We start from the raw sequence: 14,536 nt of genomic DNA on the forward strand, positions 1-14,536 counted from the left end.
AGACATGTGCTGCCATTGATCATATATCAGGCATCATCAATCATATCATATGAAATCCAGATTTTATCTTTCCACGATTGTCATATTTATCCTATTGGCAGGCTGTTCCAGCTCAAAAAAGCTTACTTATTTCAATGACATTGCTACTGTCAACGGCAGCGACTCAATAAATATCCCGCAACAGTTGCGAGTACAGGCCGGAGATGTTTTGCAAATTACTGTCACCACCATTGATAAAGATGTATCGATGATTTTTAATCCCAACATGCTGAGTAATACAGCGGCAGCGGGTGGTAATATTGAACAGGGATACCTGGTTGACAGTACCGGGAATATTATTATGCCGGTGGCAGGTAAAATATATGTGAAAGGATTAACTACAACAGGCGTCACGGAAACAGTCCGTCATGCTTTGGAAAAGGAAATACGAAATGTATATGTGTCTACCAGGTTACTCAACTTCAAGGTGTCTGTATTGGGAGATGTAGCCCGCCCGGGTTCTTATAAAGTATCGTCAGAACGGTTTACTATCCTCGATGCCCTGAGTATGGCCGGTGACCTTAATATAACGGCTAAACGAAATGACGTTACCGTCATAAGAGAGATCAATGGGGTGAAAACCTATGGCACTGTGAATCTGAATGATGCTAAAACGCTCACTTCCCCCTACTACTATTTGGGAAACAACGATGTGGTATACGTAAAACCAGGTCCTAACCGCTCTTTTAGCTCGTCAAAAACATTACTGTTGTTGCCTGCGATACTGAGTTTTATTTCTCTTGTTACAACGATTGTTATTCTCCGCAAATGAAACATGTTCTTATGGCAGATAGAAATGCAGTCAATAAAAATGCTGTGATCGATTTGAATGATTTTGTCAAGAAAATCGTCTTTCACTGGCCTTTGCTCATCATTATTTCACTGCTGGCCGTGGGTGGTGCATTCGCATACCTGAAGTATAAAAAGCCCATGTATTTGTCCAGTACGAAGATTTATCTGAAAGATGAAAAGAAACCTGGTGGGGAAGAAATGGATATGTTGAAATCCCTGTCGCTGTTTAACAATAATAAGAACATTGAAAATGAAATGGAAGTGCTGAAGTCTCCCATACTATTGGAGAAAGCCATTCAAAGTAATCATTTTAATATCCGGTATTATAAAAAAGGAGCAGTGAGGGACGAAGAAATATATAATCAGCCCGTGCTGGGTATCCAGGTATTAGGCGATAGTAGTAACGTTGGTAACTATACGTTTGATGTTACCCCTGGAGAGGCGTCCCTGAAAGTAAAATATTTTGATGAAGATGATCACCTGGTAACACAGTTGCAGGTTAAGCCAGGGGTACCTTTTGCCATTAATAAGGACAAGTTTATCATCTCCTACACGCCGGACGAACAGGAACCGGTGAGTAGTTCTTTTCGCATAGAGGTAGATTCCGTAATGGATCTCGCCTATAAAAAAATAGAGCATATTGGTACCAGCCTGGTAAATAAGGATGCTACTGTGGTAGTAGTTACTTACGAAGACCAGGTGGCCGACAGGGCCGCAAAATTCCTCAATGCATTGCTGGAAACTTATAACCAGTACACATTGGATGATAAGAATAGAGTAGCGTTGAAAACCATTAACTTTTTAACTGTCAGAATTGATTCGCTGCGCGATGAACTGGGACTGCTGGAAAAACAGGAAGAAAATTTCAAAGTACAGCGCGGTATCACCGATATAGATGCAAGCTCCAAATTGGCATTGGAGCAGGTAAAGGATGCAGATGTTCGCCTGAATGAAGCAAATATGCAATTGTCTGTTGTTAACCAGGTGGAAAACTATATCAATCATCCTGGCAGCGACTACCCTTTTGCACCTGTTTCTACCAATGTTGATCAAACGCTGACTTCCCTCATCAATCGTTATGAGGAAGGTTTGAAGGAAAAGCGACGACTATCTCTTTCACTCCAGCCTACCAGTGATATTATCCAAAACCTGGATGCTCAAATCACAGATTCCCGGAACACCATCCGGAACTACATTGCAGGTTATCGGAGAAATGCAGGTGTGATACAGCAGGGAACCCAGACAAAGGTGAACCAGATCATGGGCAAAATTGCCAATATCCCGGCTTATGAAAGAGAGTACATCAACATTAAAAGACAACAGGGCGTAAAAGAGAATCTCTATTTATACCTGTTAAAGAAGAAAGAAGAAGCATCCGTGTCTTACGCCAGTAATGTTACGGACAATAAAATAATTGCGCCGGCCTTTGTTCCGCAAAAGCCTATTTCGCCGAAGAAATCATTTGTATTTGTTGGCTTCATTGCGGTGGGCCTCGTACTCAGCATCGCCTACATTTACCTGAAGTATTTCCTGAATCCGCGGGTACTTACCAAAAAAGAAATTGAACAGATATTTGACCTTCCGGTTATGGCCGAAGTGTTTCAACAACATGAAGATGTGCCTATCATACATGAGATATCTGCCCAAAGCAGGTCTATTATACAAGAACAGATATTTAACCTGCGTACTAACCTGAAGTTCGTATTGGCGGAACAGAATGGCTCTGCTACTGTGATGATTACTTCCAGTGTATCCGGTGAGGGGAAAACTTTTATATCTGCTCATCTGGCCAATGCATTAACGGTGGGAGGTAAGAAGGTAGTGTTGGTAGAAATGGATCTCAGAAAACCTAAACTGTCCAGGTCGATCGGACAGGATAATACGATTGGTCTTACCAATTATATCATCGGCAATAAAACAGCAGATGAAATCATCAAAAAGATACCAGATAAGGAGGGACTCTATCTCGTTTCTTCCGGGCCTATTCCACCTAACCCGGTAGAGCTGATAGAAGGAAAACGGATGGCAGATTTACTCGCATTGCTGAGAGAGCGATTCGATTATATCATCATTGATATTTCGCCTATTGGTATTGTATCGGATGCCAAGAGCATCTCTCCTTATGTGGACTGTACGCTTTTCGTGGTGCGCTACAATTTCACGCTTAAATCGAGGTTATCCACGGTGGCAGAAAACCTGAATGAAGTGTTCCGTAGAAAGAAGGGAATCATTTTTAACGGCATTGAGCAGGATGCTTTTCATCCGTACGACTATTACGACCATTACGGATATGCCGCCAACCGGCAGCATAAAGCAAAGGGCGTGTCAATATTTAAGAAAATAAGAAGAAGAATTGCATAAAGTATTTGAAAATAGCGGTTGGCTACTCATCGATAAACTGAGTAAGCTTTTTCCGGGAATCATTATCCTGGCCGTGATAGCCCGGCATTTGGGGCCCGAAGAATTCGGGATCTGGAACTATGCCCTGGCCCTTACCACTATTGTGGGCAGTTTTGCTTTGCTGGGAATGGATAAAATAGCGGTGAAAGAATTGTTGAACAGCAAAAATAAACAGCCTTCCATTGTGGCTACGCTGATTTTCATGCGGATATCCGCGGGCATTATCAGCATGGTGATAAGTATTGGTTTTGTGGTGCTTTCGAAGCCTAACCAGGAGATCTATCTCTACTGCACCATTTTTACGGCATTAACAATTGTGTTGCAATCTTTTGATGTATTTGATTATTTCTATCAGGCACAAAATGATGTAAAAAAAGTAATTGTTCCTAAAGTAGTGGTGTTCCTGCTTTTCTGTGTCATCAAATTATTGGTTGTTTTTGCTAATGGAACATTGTCGGATTTTCTGTGGGTAACATTGGCAGAAGGTGTGGTTACCTATGCGGTTATTATGGATAACTACCGGCGTCGCTACACTTCCGGATGGTTGTCTAATATCGACTATACTTTAGGGAAGTCTTTGCTGACACAGGGATGGCCATTGCTTTTTTCTAACCTGGTAGTGGTTTTATTTGTAAAAATAGACTTGTTGTTATTGGATACGTTGGGATCTACCTTGCAGGTGGGGGAATATGTGGTAGCTGCAAGGATATCGGAGTTATGGTACGCTATACCGGTTATTTTGGCTACAGCCATACTTCCGGACCTCATTAAAAAAAGACAGGCCGATATGACCGCCTATTGGCGGGGTGTGGAAAAATGCATGCGTTTATCTTTCTGGACAAGCTTTACCATTTCCCTGTTGGTGATGTTAGCCGCACACCTGATTATTCCTTTTTTATACGGACAGCAATATGTAGCGGCATCCGCTATTCTCATGATCCATGTGTGGGCGAGTGTACCTGTTTTTTTGTGCTCTATGTTTACCCAATACCTGGTTATTGAAGGCAGCTATAAAATCACGCTTTATGGGAATATGATGGGGCTTATTATCAATGTGGGGCTCAATATTGTGCTGATTCGTCCTTATGGTGGCGTAGGAGCAGCCATAGCCACCGTTATTGCTTATTCGGCGGTATACCTGTCGTTAGTAGCATTTGATAAAAGTGGAAAGGGATGGCTATTTACGAGAAGGATGTTAAATCCATTGCTGGCGTATGAAGATGTGAAGCAGGCATGTTATTCCTTAAAGTATTTCGCTCTCCAGTATTTCTCCGTTACACCTGAAAAATCTATGACTAAATGAGCTGGATGAAAGCCATAGCAGTAAAGGCCATTTCCGGTATGTTTCCGCAGATCAGGTATCGCAGGAAGGCCTATAGCTCAGAAGGTGAAGACCTGATTCTGAAAAGGATCTTTCATGAAAAAACGAATGGCACCTATGTGGATGTAGGCGCACATCATCCTTTCCGGTTTTCTAATACCTACCTGTTTTATAAAATGAAATGGAGAGGTATCAACATAGACCCTATGCCGGGTTCTATGATGTTATTTGATAAATACAGGCCACAAGACACCAACCTGGAAATTGGGGTGTCTGCTACCAGGCAGTACCTGACCTACAACGTTTTTAACGATCCGGCGTTGAGTACTTTTTCAAACGAGAAAGTAACGGAATATAGTCAGGCGCCGGAGTATCATGTGGTGGAGAAGAAGAAAATAGAAACCTGGCCGTTGGCAGACATACTTGATCAGCATCTCCCTGCTGGCGTATCGATTGATTTTTTGACCATAGATGCCGAGGGATTTGATATGGAAGTGTTGCGTTCAAATAATTGGGAAAAGTACCGGCCGGCTTATGTATTGGTGGAGTCGCAGCCATTTGAGCTGGAGCATATGGGCAATAGTGAACTGTTGCAGTTTATGCAAAGTATGGAATACACGGTTTTTGCTAAAACTTATTACACTTATTTCTTCAAAAATAGCAGGAATGAGTATGTCAGAGAATAAGCTATACATACAATACGGTTGTGGGCCATTTTCTGCGCCTGCCGGTTGGAAGAACTATGATGCTTCGCCTACCCTGAGACTACAGCAACTCCCGGTAATTGGGAAGTTGTTAAGGTCCGGCATGCACGTGTCTTTTCACCCGGATGTGTTATTGGGAGATATCAGGAAAGGGTTGCCGCGCATACCGGAAAATTCATGCGACGGTATTTATTGTAGTCACGTACTGGAGCACTTATCGTATGAAGACTGCTGTTTGGCCGTTAGGAATACCTGGTTGCTCCTGAAACCTGGTGGTTACTTCCGCTGTGTGGTGCCAGATTTGGAATCAGCGAGCAGACGTTACCTGGAAAACCTGGACAGTAATGACCAGGAAGCGAATGTTAAGTTCCTGGAAGAAACCATGTTGGGCAAACAAAGAAGACCATCCGGATTTAAACAACTGATGCAACATGCGTTTGGGAACCGCGAGCATTTATACATGTGGGACCGGATTTCATTGACGCATTTATTTCAACAAACAGGCTTTAAAAGCATCAGATCATGCGGCTTTAATGATTGCGCAGACAACATGTTTCAATTAGTGGAAGAGGAGGCCCGATTTAATAACGCGGTTGCATTAGAAGCTATAAAGTAATGTTACAGACACCGATTCTATTCCTTGTGTTTAACCGTTTGGAAGAGGTAACCCAGGTTTTCGAACAAATCAGGCAGCAACAACCAACGCGATTGTTTGTTGCCGCAGATGGACCGAGACCGGCAGTACCTGGAGAAGACGCATTGTGCCAGGCAACACGTGAATATATACTGGAACATATCGACTGGCCTTGTGAAGTAAAAACGTTGTTCAGGACCAATAACCTGGGATGTGGTAGGGCGGTTAGTTCCGCTATAGACTGGTTTTTTGAAGAGGTGGAAGAGGGAATTATACTGGAAGATGATTGTCTACCTGATATTACCTTCTTTTCATTTTGCACAGAGCTTTTAGCGCGCTATCGTGATCAACATCACGTGATGCATATTGGCGGCAGTAATTTCCAGTTAGGTGCCAGGCGTTCTGATGCATCTTATTATTTCTCCCGGCATATACATGTCTGGGGCTGGGCTACCTGGCGGAGAGCCTGGAAGAAATACGACTTTTCGCTTCGCCCTTATCATCATTTAATGAAGAAAAGGAATCTTGATCCGATAGTCCGGTATTTTCTATCCATTTTTTACAGGCAGGTGGATACCTGGGATATTCAGTGGGTGCTGGTGATATGGTTTAACAATGGTTGTGGCATTACGCCTGATATCAACTTAATCAGCAACATTGGCTATGGAAAGAACGCCACACATACCCGGCACGTGCCCTACTGGCTGGAAAAGATGCATTATGGGAGTATTCCACGCGTGATACATCCCGATAAGGCTGAGATCAATGAAACGGCAGATAAGTTTACGAGTGACAAAATATTTTATATAGGCGCATTACATGTCAGGATAAAAGGAGCGTTACAAAATGTGCGGATATTGAATAAAATATACAAGCGTTTTTTCTGGTAAATAAATAAAGGAGGAATACTAAGATAAATAAGCCAAGATATGGATACCACCGGATACGGCCTTTTAATTAGTGATAACGTTTATGTGGAAACTTTCAGGGAGGCTATGCCTGTCCTGATTGCCGGTACTTTATTGTATTTGTATTATAACAAAAGAATCTCGGCGGTAGATTGTTTGTTATATGCATTTGCGGGCGAGGCTTATTCTATGGTAATGATTGGCCCCACGTTCACGGCCACCTTTTTCATCAGCCTGGCGTTTTTAATCGACCAGGTACATCAGTTGGTGCGGGGCAAATTGTATATCCGGAGGGAGTATTTGCTATTGCTGGTGCTGCCTTTGCTATCCAGTATTGCGGTATTCCTGATTATTCAGTTTTATAAAGATCCGTTTTATTACCCGGGGAGTAAGTACTACCTTTTTTACACACGGCCGGTTTACTTCTATCTGAAAACGTACCTGCCTTTATTTGCTATCGGTAGTAAAATTGTGCAGGAAAAGGATACTTATTCTTTTGAAGATTTCCTGACTACCGTGAAGAAGATTACAAAATTTTCCTGTGCTATAGCGGCTGTACAGATTGTTGCGGAGTATGCATTCAATAGCCTGGAACTGGATGAAATATTGGGATTACAGCACCGCTACCTGATGGAGCAGTCCAATGACGTATTGAGCCTTCGTGTGCAGGCATTGTTTTCTGAACCTAAAATGTTAAGTGCTTTTCTCTCGTTGGCGATCCCGGTATTTTTGAGGGACAGGAATTATAAGATGGCTATCATCTCTTTTGTCACTTGTTTGCTAACGGTATCACAAACGGGCTGGATTAATCTCCTGGCGGGAGCACTGATATTCTTTGTTTTTAAAGGCGTATCCTCTGTACGGAGTAAAGTTGTTTTATCGCTGGCGGCTATTGTAGGCCTTTTTATGGGAGTCGCCAGTTCAAAAGAATACTTTATCAAGCAGTATACAGAGAATCAAAATAACGCGGTGTATCAGCTGATATTTAAGAGATCGTCTTACCGGTATAACACGGAGATATGGGGAAAGAACAATATCATCCTGGGGATGCCATTGCAGAGAGATCTGGAGTTGCCGGTAGTAGATTTTTTGAAAGATGAACCTTATCTGCTGGTGTCGGGATACGGTGGAGGTAACAGTACTTTTATTCCTCCAAAATACTTCTTTGGGCAAATGAATTATGAAAACCGGGTGGCTGGTATTGGGGGAAACAATCTCAATATGCGCTGGTTTTTTATCCTCGCAGAGTTTGGAGGCATTGCGTTGATCGTATTCTTCCTGGTGTTGATGAAGCGAAATGAGCATATTAGCAGGTTTCAGAATAATTACCTGGCATTTGTAGCGGTGTGCTTTTTCTTTAGTCAGATAGATCTGATTATGATTATGGTGACCATGTTAAGTGCTTATGGAGAAAATGACGCTTAAAATAACCAAAAAGAATGAAGCGGTTAAGCAGGATCATATGGGGGTGTAAGTTTCGCTTACTGCTGTTATATCATTACCTGGTAAATAATAGCATAAGAAGAAGAACATCCATGCGTGAGATGATCAGCCATTTGTTTTCGCCTTCAATGAGAGCCGTAGCGGCGCAGGAGTCGGCTTTGGTGAAGGAAAATGATCAATACAAATATTTCCGGATCAGGGGATATGATGACCTGTTTGTATATCCGGCTACTGCACCGATGTATAGTTTTGCCATGGTGTTGGCGGAATCGAGGCCCTGGCACTGGCATTATTATGAAATTCCGCAAACGGCAGTAGCGGTAGGCGATGTAGTAGTGGATTGTGGTAGTGCGGAAGGCTTTTTTGCTTTCAGACACCAGCATACCGCCCAACATATTTTTATCATGGAGCCGTTGCCGTTATTCGTGGATTCCCTGAGAGTGCTTTTTCAGCAGAATAAAGCGATCACTATTTTGCCAGTAGCAGCAGGAGCTACCTGTCAGAAGGCCTACCTGGCAATAACATCAGGGAATACCGTACTGGATGCTACCGTTCAGACATACGCCCATAACGGGCATTCACTGGAAGTGAATTTGGTAACGATCGACAGCTTATTTGCTGAACAAGGAATTAAAATTGATTACCTGAAAGCGGATATCGAAGGATTTGAGGAGAACATGATCCGTGGTGCATTGGAAACGATCCGTATCAGCAAACCCAAAATTGCGATTACTACTTATCACAAGGGACAAAATTATCATACACTGATTGGTCTCATAAAAGGAGTTGTACCGGAATATAATCATTTGGTAAAAGGAATACATTATTTATCCGGTAACCCTGTTATGCTACACATGTGGATATAATGAACAAAAGAGCTATGCAGTTATTCCTGGATAACCTGGTTTTTTCTATTCAGCGGAGCGGTGGCGTATCCGTTTACTGGTATGAACTGATAACTGGCATCTGTAAAAGTGATTTGGCAGTTAGTTTTTTGAATGCACGAAAAGCATCGGACAATATATTCGAACAGAGAATTGATTATAGCGGTTTTGATTGTATAAAGGAAAGTTGGATACCGGATAAATATTTGCGTTATATGCCCATTCGCTACCATATTCCCTCCCGTGCTGTTTTTCACGGAGGGTACCTGCGTGTTGCGCCCCGGAAGGATATCCTGAATATTCTTACGGTGCACGACTTCGCGCATGAAAGAAAACTGGCTACGGCTTTTCCCCGGGCCTGGGCAAATATCCGGCAGAAGGCCTACGGAATCAAACATGCTGATGGCATTATTTGTATTTCGGCACATACGAGAAATGACCTGCTCCATTTTTATCCCGATGCAGATCCGGACCGCATCAAGATCATCCCACATGGCATAGCGGATGATTTTTACCCGGTGTGGGAACGCTCATCAACGCACCCAAAACTCCCTGTGGCTCCGGAGACAACGTATATTTTATATGTAGGGGCCAGGAGAAATTATAAAAATTTCCAGGTGGCAACGGAAGTCATGCAACAACTACCGGATAGTTATCACATGGTAGTAGTGGGAGGTGAAACATGGACAGACAAAGAGATGCAGTGTATCCATCCGGCACAGCGGCAACGATTTCATATTTTTCAAAGTGTGGATGCCGATACGCTCAACCTGTTTTATAATCATGCTTTTTGCCTGTTGTATCCATCTGCTTACGAAGGATTTGGATTCCCTCCGGGAGAAGCGATGAAAGCGGGTTGTCCGGTGGTAGCGGCCAATATATCGTCTGTGCCGGAAGTAACAGGACCCGCCGGATTGTTAGTAGACAAGGTGGATGCTGCCGCTTTCGTGGAAAAAATCAGGTTGCTGGAAAATGATCATTACCGGCAGCAGGTGATAGCGGCAGGCCTGGAACGGGCAAAGATGTTTACATGGGATAGAAGTGTTTCGGAAACGATTCGATTTTATAAAGATTGTTGGGATCATAAATTTTCAAGATGAGTTTGCTTTTTAAAATAGCTGATACCATGAAGGTGTTCCTGAAATCAGGAAGAGGCTTTTCCTCTTTGCTGGAAAAGGGCGCTTCTGTGGCATCCACACAAATCCTGCATAATTGCAGGCACCATATCCCACAATTGAATACGCTGTTGGACGCTGGCGCTAACCAGGGACAGTTTGCCCTGGCAGCCAGTTATTTCTATCCGGGTTGTAAAATTCATTCGTTTGAGCCGCTACCGGAAGTTTATCACCTGTTGCAGCATAATACCCGTAAGGTAAAAGAGATACATACCTATAACTATGCATTGGGTAGTTCGTCCGGTGCACTGGTATTTTATAGTAACGCTTATTCGCACGCCAGTTCAGCGTTGCCGATGTCAGATTTGCAGCAGCACCTGATCCCGGGAACAGCCATGGTAGAGCAGATAACGGTAGAAGTAAAACAGCTGGATGAGGTCAGTGAAGAGATTGCCCTGGTACCGCCGGTACTACTTAAAATGGATGTACAGGGATTTGAGAAAGAGATTTTGAAAGGAGCAGCTGCTTGTTTACATCAGATCGAATACCTCCTTTTTGAGGCCTCTTTTGTTCCCATGTATGAGGGGGAGCCACTGTTTGATGAGATGCACAGCTTTGTGAAGGAATTAGGTTTTGAATTCATTGGCCCCGTAGGTTTTTTACAATCAGAACAATTACAGATCCTTCAAATGGATCTTTTATATAGACGGAAACATTAGAAAAGTTTTTTGCTACCGGGAGAATTAGTGTTGAAAACAGGTTGACTCATGAAAATAGTTGTTAACGATCATTCGGGACATGCTTTTCCATTGCAGCTAAGCCGGCAATTAGCTGAAGATGGTCACCAGGTATTACATGCCTATTCTACTTCTTTTCAATCGCCCAAAGGCGATTTTTCAAGGATGGATACCACTGGTAACCTGCATGTATTACCGATTACGATCACCGGTGTTTTTGACAAATATTCGTTATTGAAACGAAGAAAACAGGAGATCGAGTATGCGCGTCAATTAGCGGTGGAGCTGGACAGATTTCTGCCGGAAGTAATTTTGAGCGGCACTACTCCTTTGTTTGTGCAACAGCATCTGCAGCGATACTGCCGGCAGCGCCGGATCAAATTCATTTATTGGTGCCAGGATATATATACTGTGGCCATCCAACAGATTGCGAGAAAGAAGCTGGGCGTTTTGGGATATCCGATCTGGTATTATTTCAAACAACTGGAATCCGGACTGCTGCGTAAAAGTCATCACGTGGTAAGTATTACCCGTGATTTCAATGACATTTTCTACCGGTGGGATGTACATCCAAAGAAGGTGACCTGTATTCCCAACTGGGCGCCAATTGCGGAGATCACGCTGGTAGAAAAGCATAACAGCTGGGCCGGAAAGTATGGCCTTACAGATAAGATTTGCCTGGTATACTCCGGCACATTGGGATTGAAACACAATCCTGCTATCCTGGTAGCAGCAGCGCGCCATTTTCAGGCAAATAAACAAGTGGCGTTGATTGTTATTTCAGAGGGACTGGGCGCAGATTATCTGAAGAAAGAACAACAACGGTATGGACTGGACAATCTCCTGCTATTGCCCTTCCAGGACTTCAGGCAGATGAGCGAAGTATTGGGCACAGCAGATATATTATTAGCTATCCTGGAGAAAGAAGCGGGTGTGTATTCCGTTCCTTCTAAAGTGTTGACTTATTTGTGCGCACAAAAACCGATTGTGGCAGCAATGCCACTTTCCAATCTGAGCGCTGCCATTATACATAACAACGAGGTGGGATACTGTGTATCGCCGGATGATGAAGCTGGTTTTTGCCGTTACCTGGAATTATTGGTAGAGAATAAGGTGTTACGAACGAAACTGGGCAACAATGGAAGAGCATATGCAGAAAGAACATTCAATATAGAAAAGATTGGAAAGGAGTTTATACAGGTTTTTAATAAAACTGTTTAAAGTAGCGGCTATTTAACCTAATTCATTTTAGGAATTTCAACATACGCATTCTATGAAACAGATTATCACCATCAATTTCTTTGTAAGATTGATCATTGATTACATTGTGCTGGCGGCTTTTTTCCTATTTACCCGCGAATACATCGCCATCAAGGGAGATGTATTTATGTCGCCATTTAATTTTATGTTGTTAGGGCTCAGCATTTTTTCCTGGACTATTATTGGTTTATTTATGCATTTGTATGATGATTTCAGAACGAAATCATTTTCTTTTGAGTTTATAGCCATCCTGAAAACGGTTTTGTTGCACGGCTGTTTTTTTACTTTTTTATTTTTCTATGTGTTTAAATGGTATCCCTATCCCAGAACATTTACGCTGTTATATACCAGCCTGATTTTTGGTGGTATTGTGACGGCTAAATTCACGGTAAAGCAAATCCTCCTGCAGTTAAGAACAGCAGGGTATAATCTTAAAAATGTGCTGATCATCGGTGCGGGTGAAACCGGGTGGAATTTTTACAAAACCATGCGGGCTAATGATCATTTTGGTTACCGCTGTGTGGGATTTTTGGACGATGAGCGCATGGCCATGATGAATGGACAATACCTGGGCAAATTAGCCGACTTGCCAGGCATCCTGGAAAGTACAGACATTGATGAAGTAGTGGTGGCCATCCCGGGAGGGTTGAATGACCAGGTAGAGAAAATAATTGTTGCCAGTGAGAAGGAAGCCAAACGGGTAAGGATTATATCGGAATGTCACCGGTACTGTACGCCTACCGCCAGCATGCATTTTATGGGGAGCTTCCCTTTGTTTACCGTCCGGACCTCACCTTTGGATGACATTACCCTGCAACATTTTAAGCGGTTGTTCGAGATCGTATTTACGTTGGTGTTATTTATAACGGTATTTAGTTGGTTGTTTCCTATTATCGCGTTGCTGATTAAGCTGACATCGAAAGGTCCTGTATTCTATAAGCAGGAAAGGTGGGGGGTAAAGAACAAGCGTATTTCCTGTTATAAATTCCGATCGATGGTGGTGAATAGTGATGTGGTAGATGAACATGGACATTATTTACAGGCTACCCAACGGGATGCGCGGGTAACTGGTATCGGAAGGTTTTTGCGTAAGACGAACCTGGATGAGTTACCTCAGTTCATTAATGTTTTAATGGGAGATATGTCTATTGTAGGACCCCGCCCTCACCCCATTCCTTTACACGATGAATCGAAAAATGTGATTCAGCATTACATGCTGCGGCATTTAGTGAAACCCGGTATTACCGGCTGGGCGCAGGTAAATGGATGCCGTGGAGAAACGAGGGAGCCTGGTAAAATGCAGCGACGGGTGGATCTGGACTTGTGGTATATAGAAAATTATAGTTTCTGGCTCGATTGCCAGATTATATTCCAGACGATCATGAATATGATAAAGGGAGATAAGCATGCTTATTGAAAATGCTATTGTTTAACAGCTACAATATTCTGGAATGCAAATATTTCGAACTCGGTGGCATTGTAGGTACCAAGTGGTAGTAGCCCATTTGGCAGCAGCCGGTAAAAATCGTAATTAACCAGGATGTTTTTTATGTCTCTGAAAAAAGTCCTTGAAATAACATTCATCTCATTAAACTCAATCTGAATCACGTCCACCAAACCCTGTCGGATAGTGTTAACAGCCCCTTTCAGTACATTGAGTTCATTTCCTTCCGTATCTATTTTGAGGAGTGCAATCTGTTCAATTTGATGTTTTGCTACAAATTCATCTATAGTGGTCAGGTGTATAACAACACCCTCTGCGGGACGATGGCGGAGGGTGTTGAAAACGTCTTCATACATACTGGCATGTTCTGAACCGCCATCACCGCTATAATCATAAATAGTGGTGGTGGTAGCCGTTTCTCCGGCGCCTTCAGGCACTGCGGTAAACTGGTGTGTGCGGGCAGTTTCCTCCAGTTTCCTGAATGCCACCGGATGTGGTTCAAAGGCAAAGATGGGTAGTGATATCTTGTTTTTCCGAAGCATTACCGTATAGTTGCCTATATTGGCGCCTACGTCCAGGATGACGCCGGAATGCAGTTTCCGGTTCCTGATCAGGTACCGGATGAATGCTTTTTCTCCGGACACGGTATCGTTTTCAAAATTGCGGATGCCGAGCCCACACATACTTAGCTTGTAGCAGAATAAATTGAACCTGTAAAATGCTTTTCTGGCAAACAGCCATACATAGACGCTTTTCACGGATTTTACCAACTTTGTCATTCTGGAGTTATTATGCAGTGTAAGATATCAGGAGGAGCCATTTTATCGCTGATAAATGTAATCATAATCCCCGCAT

General features: G+C 42.9%; 13 protein-coding genes. 12 read left to right on the forward strand and 1 reads right to left on the reverse strand.

From position 1 onward, the window contains the following. The first annotated feature begins 49 nt into the window (after nucleotides 1–49). The 12 genes from AC5ZC7_RS04825 to AC5ZC7_RS04880 are packed head-to-tail and all read left to right on the forward strand — an operon-like array spanning nucleotide 50 to nucleotide 13,654. Nucleotides 50–811 (forward strand): polysaccharide biosynthesis/export family protein, encoded by a 762-nt coding sequence (locus tag AC5ZC7_RS04825; protein ID WP_496162588.1) that lies wholly within the window; start codon nucleotides 50–52, stop codon nucleotides 809–811. Further along, a complete protein-coding gene (locus AC5ZC7_RS04830) occupies nucleotides 808–3,192 on the forward strand; it encodes a polysaccharide biosynthesis tyrosine autokinase (RefSeq protein WP_496162590.1) in 2,385 nt (794 codons plus the stop codon). Before AC5ZC7_RS04825 ends, AC5ZC7_RS04830 begins: the two co-directional genes overlap by 4 nt. Continuing rightward, nucleotides 3,185–4,534: an oligosaccharide flippase family protein gene (locus tag AC5ZC7_RS04835; protein ID WP_496162592.1), complete on the forward strand. Its 1,350-nt coding sequence runs from the start codon at nucleotides 3,185–3,187 to the stop codon at nucleotides 4,532–4,534. Before AC5ZC7_RS04830 ends, AC5ZC7_RS04835 begins: the two co-directional genes overlap by 8 nt. After that, on the forward strand, nucleotides 4,531–5,238 hold the full coding sequence (locus AC5ZC7_RS04840) for an FkbM family methyltransferase (RefSeq protein ID WP_511911395.1): 708 nt from the start codon (nucleotides 4,531–4,533) through the stop codon (nucleotides 5,236–5,238). Before AC5ZC7_RS04835 ends, AC5ZC7_RS04840 begins: the two co-directional genes overlap by 4 nt. Next, on the forward strand, nucleotides 5,225–5,872 hold the full coding sequence (locus AC5ZC7_RS04845) for a methyltransferase domain-containing protein (RefSeq protein ID WP_496162595.1): 648 nt from the start codon (nucleotides 5,225–5,227) through the stop codon (nucleotides 5,870–5,872). The genes AC5ZC7_RS04840 and AC5ZC7_RS04845 overlap by 14 nt, the downstream gene beginning before the upstream one ends. Continuing rightward, entirely contained in the window at nucleotides 5,872–6,780 is a 909-nt protein-coding gene (locus AC5ZC7_RS04850; RefSeq protein ID WP_496162596.1) for a hypothetical protein, read from the forward strand. The genes AC5ZC7_RS04845 and AC5ZC7_RS04850 overlap by 1 nt, the downstream gene beginning before the upstream one ends. Nucleotides 6,781–6,819: 39 nt before the next feature. Beyond that, entirely contained in the window at nucleotides 6,820–8,223 is a 1,404-nt protein-coding gene (locus tag AC5ZC7_RS04855) for an O-antigen ligase family protein (protein ID WP_496162598.1), read from the forward strand. A gap of 14 nt (nucleotides 8,224–8,237) precedes the next feature. Then, nucleotides 8,238–9,107: an FkbM family methyltransferase gene (locus AC5ZC7_RS04860; protein ID WP_496162600.1), complete on the forward strand. Its 870-nt coding sequence runs from the start codon at nucleotides 8,238–8,240 to the stop codon at nucleotides 9,105–9,107. Next, the gene (locus tag AC5ZC7_RS04865) at nucleotides 9,107–10,225 is read left to right on the forward strand and encodes a glycosyltransferase (RefSeq protein WP_496162601.1); all 1,119 of its coding nucleotides are present in this window, start codon (nucleotides 9,107–9,109) and stop codon (nucleotides 10,223–10,225) included. Before AC5ZC7_RS04860 ends, AC5ZC7_RS04865 begins: the two co-directional genes overlap by 1 nt. After that, nucleotides 10,222–10,959 carry an FkbM family methyltransferase gene (locus AC5ZC7_RS04870; protein ID WP_496162603.1) on the forward strand — a complete coding sequence of 246 codons (738 nt, stop codon included), beginning with the start codon at nucleotides 10,222–10,224 and terminating at the stop codon, nucleotides 10,957–10,959. Before AC5ZC7_RS04865 ends, AC5ZC7_RS04870 begins: the two co-directional genes overlap by 4 nt. Nucleotides 10,960–11,007: 48 nt before the next feature. After that, complete coding sequence (locus tag AC5ZC7_RS04875; RefSeq protein WP_496162605.1) at nucleotides 11,008–12,198, forward strand: glycosyltransferase; 1,191 nt, start codon at nucleotides 11,008–11,010, stop codon at nucleotides 12,196–12,198. A gap of 52 nt (nucleotides 12,199–12,250) precedes the next feature. After that, complete coding sequence (locus AC5ZC7_RS04880) at nucleotides 12,251–13,654, forward strand: undecaprenyl-phosphate glucose phosphotransferase (RefSeq protein ID WP_496162606.1); 1,404 nt, start codon at nucleotides 12,251–12,253, stop codon at nucleotides 13,652–13,654. 5 nt (nucleotides 13,655–13,659) lie between these two features. Here the strand turns inward: AC5ZC7_RS04880 and AC5ZC7_RS04885 are convergent, their stop codons facing one another. Then, a complete protein-coding gene (locus AC5ZC7_RS04885; RefSeq protein ID WP_496162607.1) occupies nucleotides 13,660–14,460 on the reverse strand; it encodes an FkbM family methyltransferase in 801 nt (266 codons plus the stop codon). Between the last annotated feature and the right edge of the window lie 76 nt (nucleotides 14,461–14,536).

This window comes from Chitinophaga sp. 9-1-y, from assembly GCF_059511905.2.

Coding starts and splice junctions, on each gene's coding strand:
- AC5ZC7_RS04825 (WP_496162588.1), top strand. CDS start 50: ATGAAATCCAGATTTTATCTTTCCACGATTGTCATATTTATCCTATTG.
- AC5ZC7_RS04850 (WP_496162596.1), top strand. CDS start 5,872: ATGTTACAGACACCGATTCTATTCCTTGTGTTTAACCGTTTGGAAGAG.
- AC5ZC7_RS04865 (WP_496162601.1), top strand. CDS start 9,107: ATGAACAAAAGAGCTATGCAGTTATTCCTGGATAACCTGGTTTTTTCT.
- AC5ZC7_RS04855 (WP_496162598.1), top strand. CDS start 6,820: ATGGATACCACCGGATACGGCCTTTTAATTAGTGATAACGTTTATGTG.
- AC5ZC7_RS04870 (WP_496162603.1), top strand. CDS start 10,222: ATGAGTTTGCTTTTTAAAATAGCTGATACCATGAAGGTGTTCCTGAAA.
- AC5ZC7_RS04840 (WP_511911395.1), top strand. CDS start 4,531: ATGAGCTGGATGAAAGCCATAGCAGTAAAGGCCATTTCCGGTATGTTT.
- AC5ZC7_RS04875 (WP_496162605.1), top strand. CDS start 11,008: ATGAAAATAGTTGTTAACGATCATTCGGGACATGCTTTTCCATTGCAG.
- AC5ZC7_RS04860 (WP_496162600.1), top strand. CDS start 8,238: ATGAAGCGGTTAAGCAGGATCATATGGGGGTGTAAGTTTCGCTTACTG.
- AC5ZC7_RS04830 (WP_496162590.1), top strand. CDS start 808: ATGAAACATGTTCTTATGGCAGATAGAAATGCAGTCAATAAAAATGCT.
- AC5ZC7_RS04880 (WP_496162606.1), top strand. CDS start 12,251: ATGAAACAGATTATCACCATCAATTTCTTTGTAAGATTGATCATTGAT.
- AC5ZC7_RS04845 (WP_496162595.1), top strand. CDS start 5,225: ATGTCAGAGAATAAGCTATACATACAATACGGTTGTGGGCCATTTTCT.
- AC5ZC7_RS04885 (WP_496162607.1), bottom strand. CDS start 14,460: ATGACAAAGTTGGTAAAATCCGTGAAAAGCGTCTATGTATGGCTGTTT.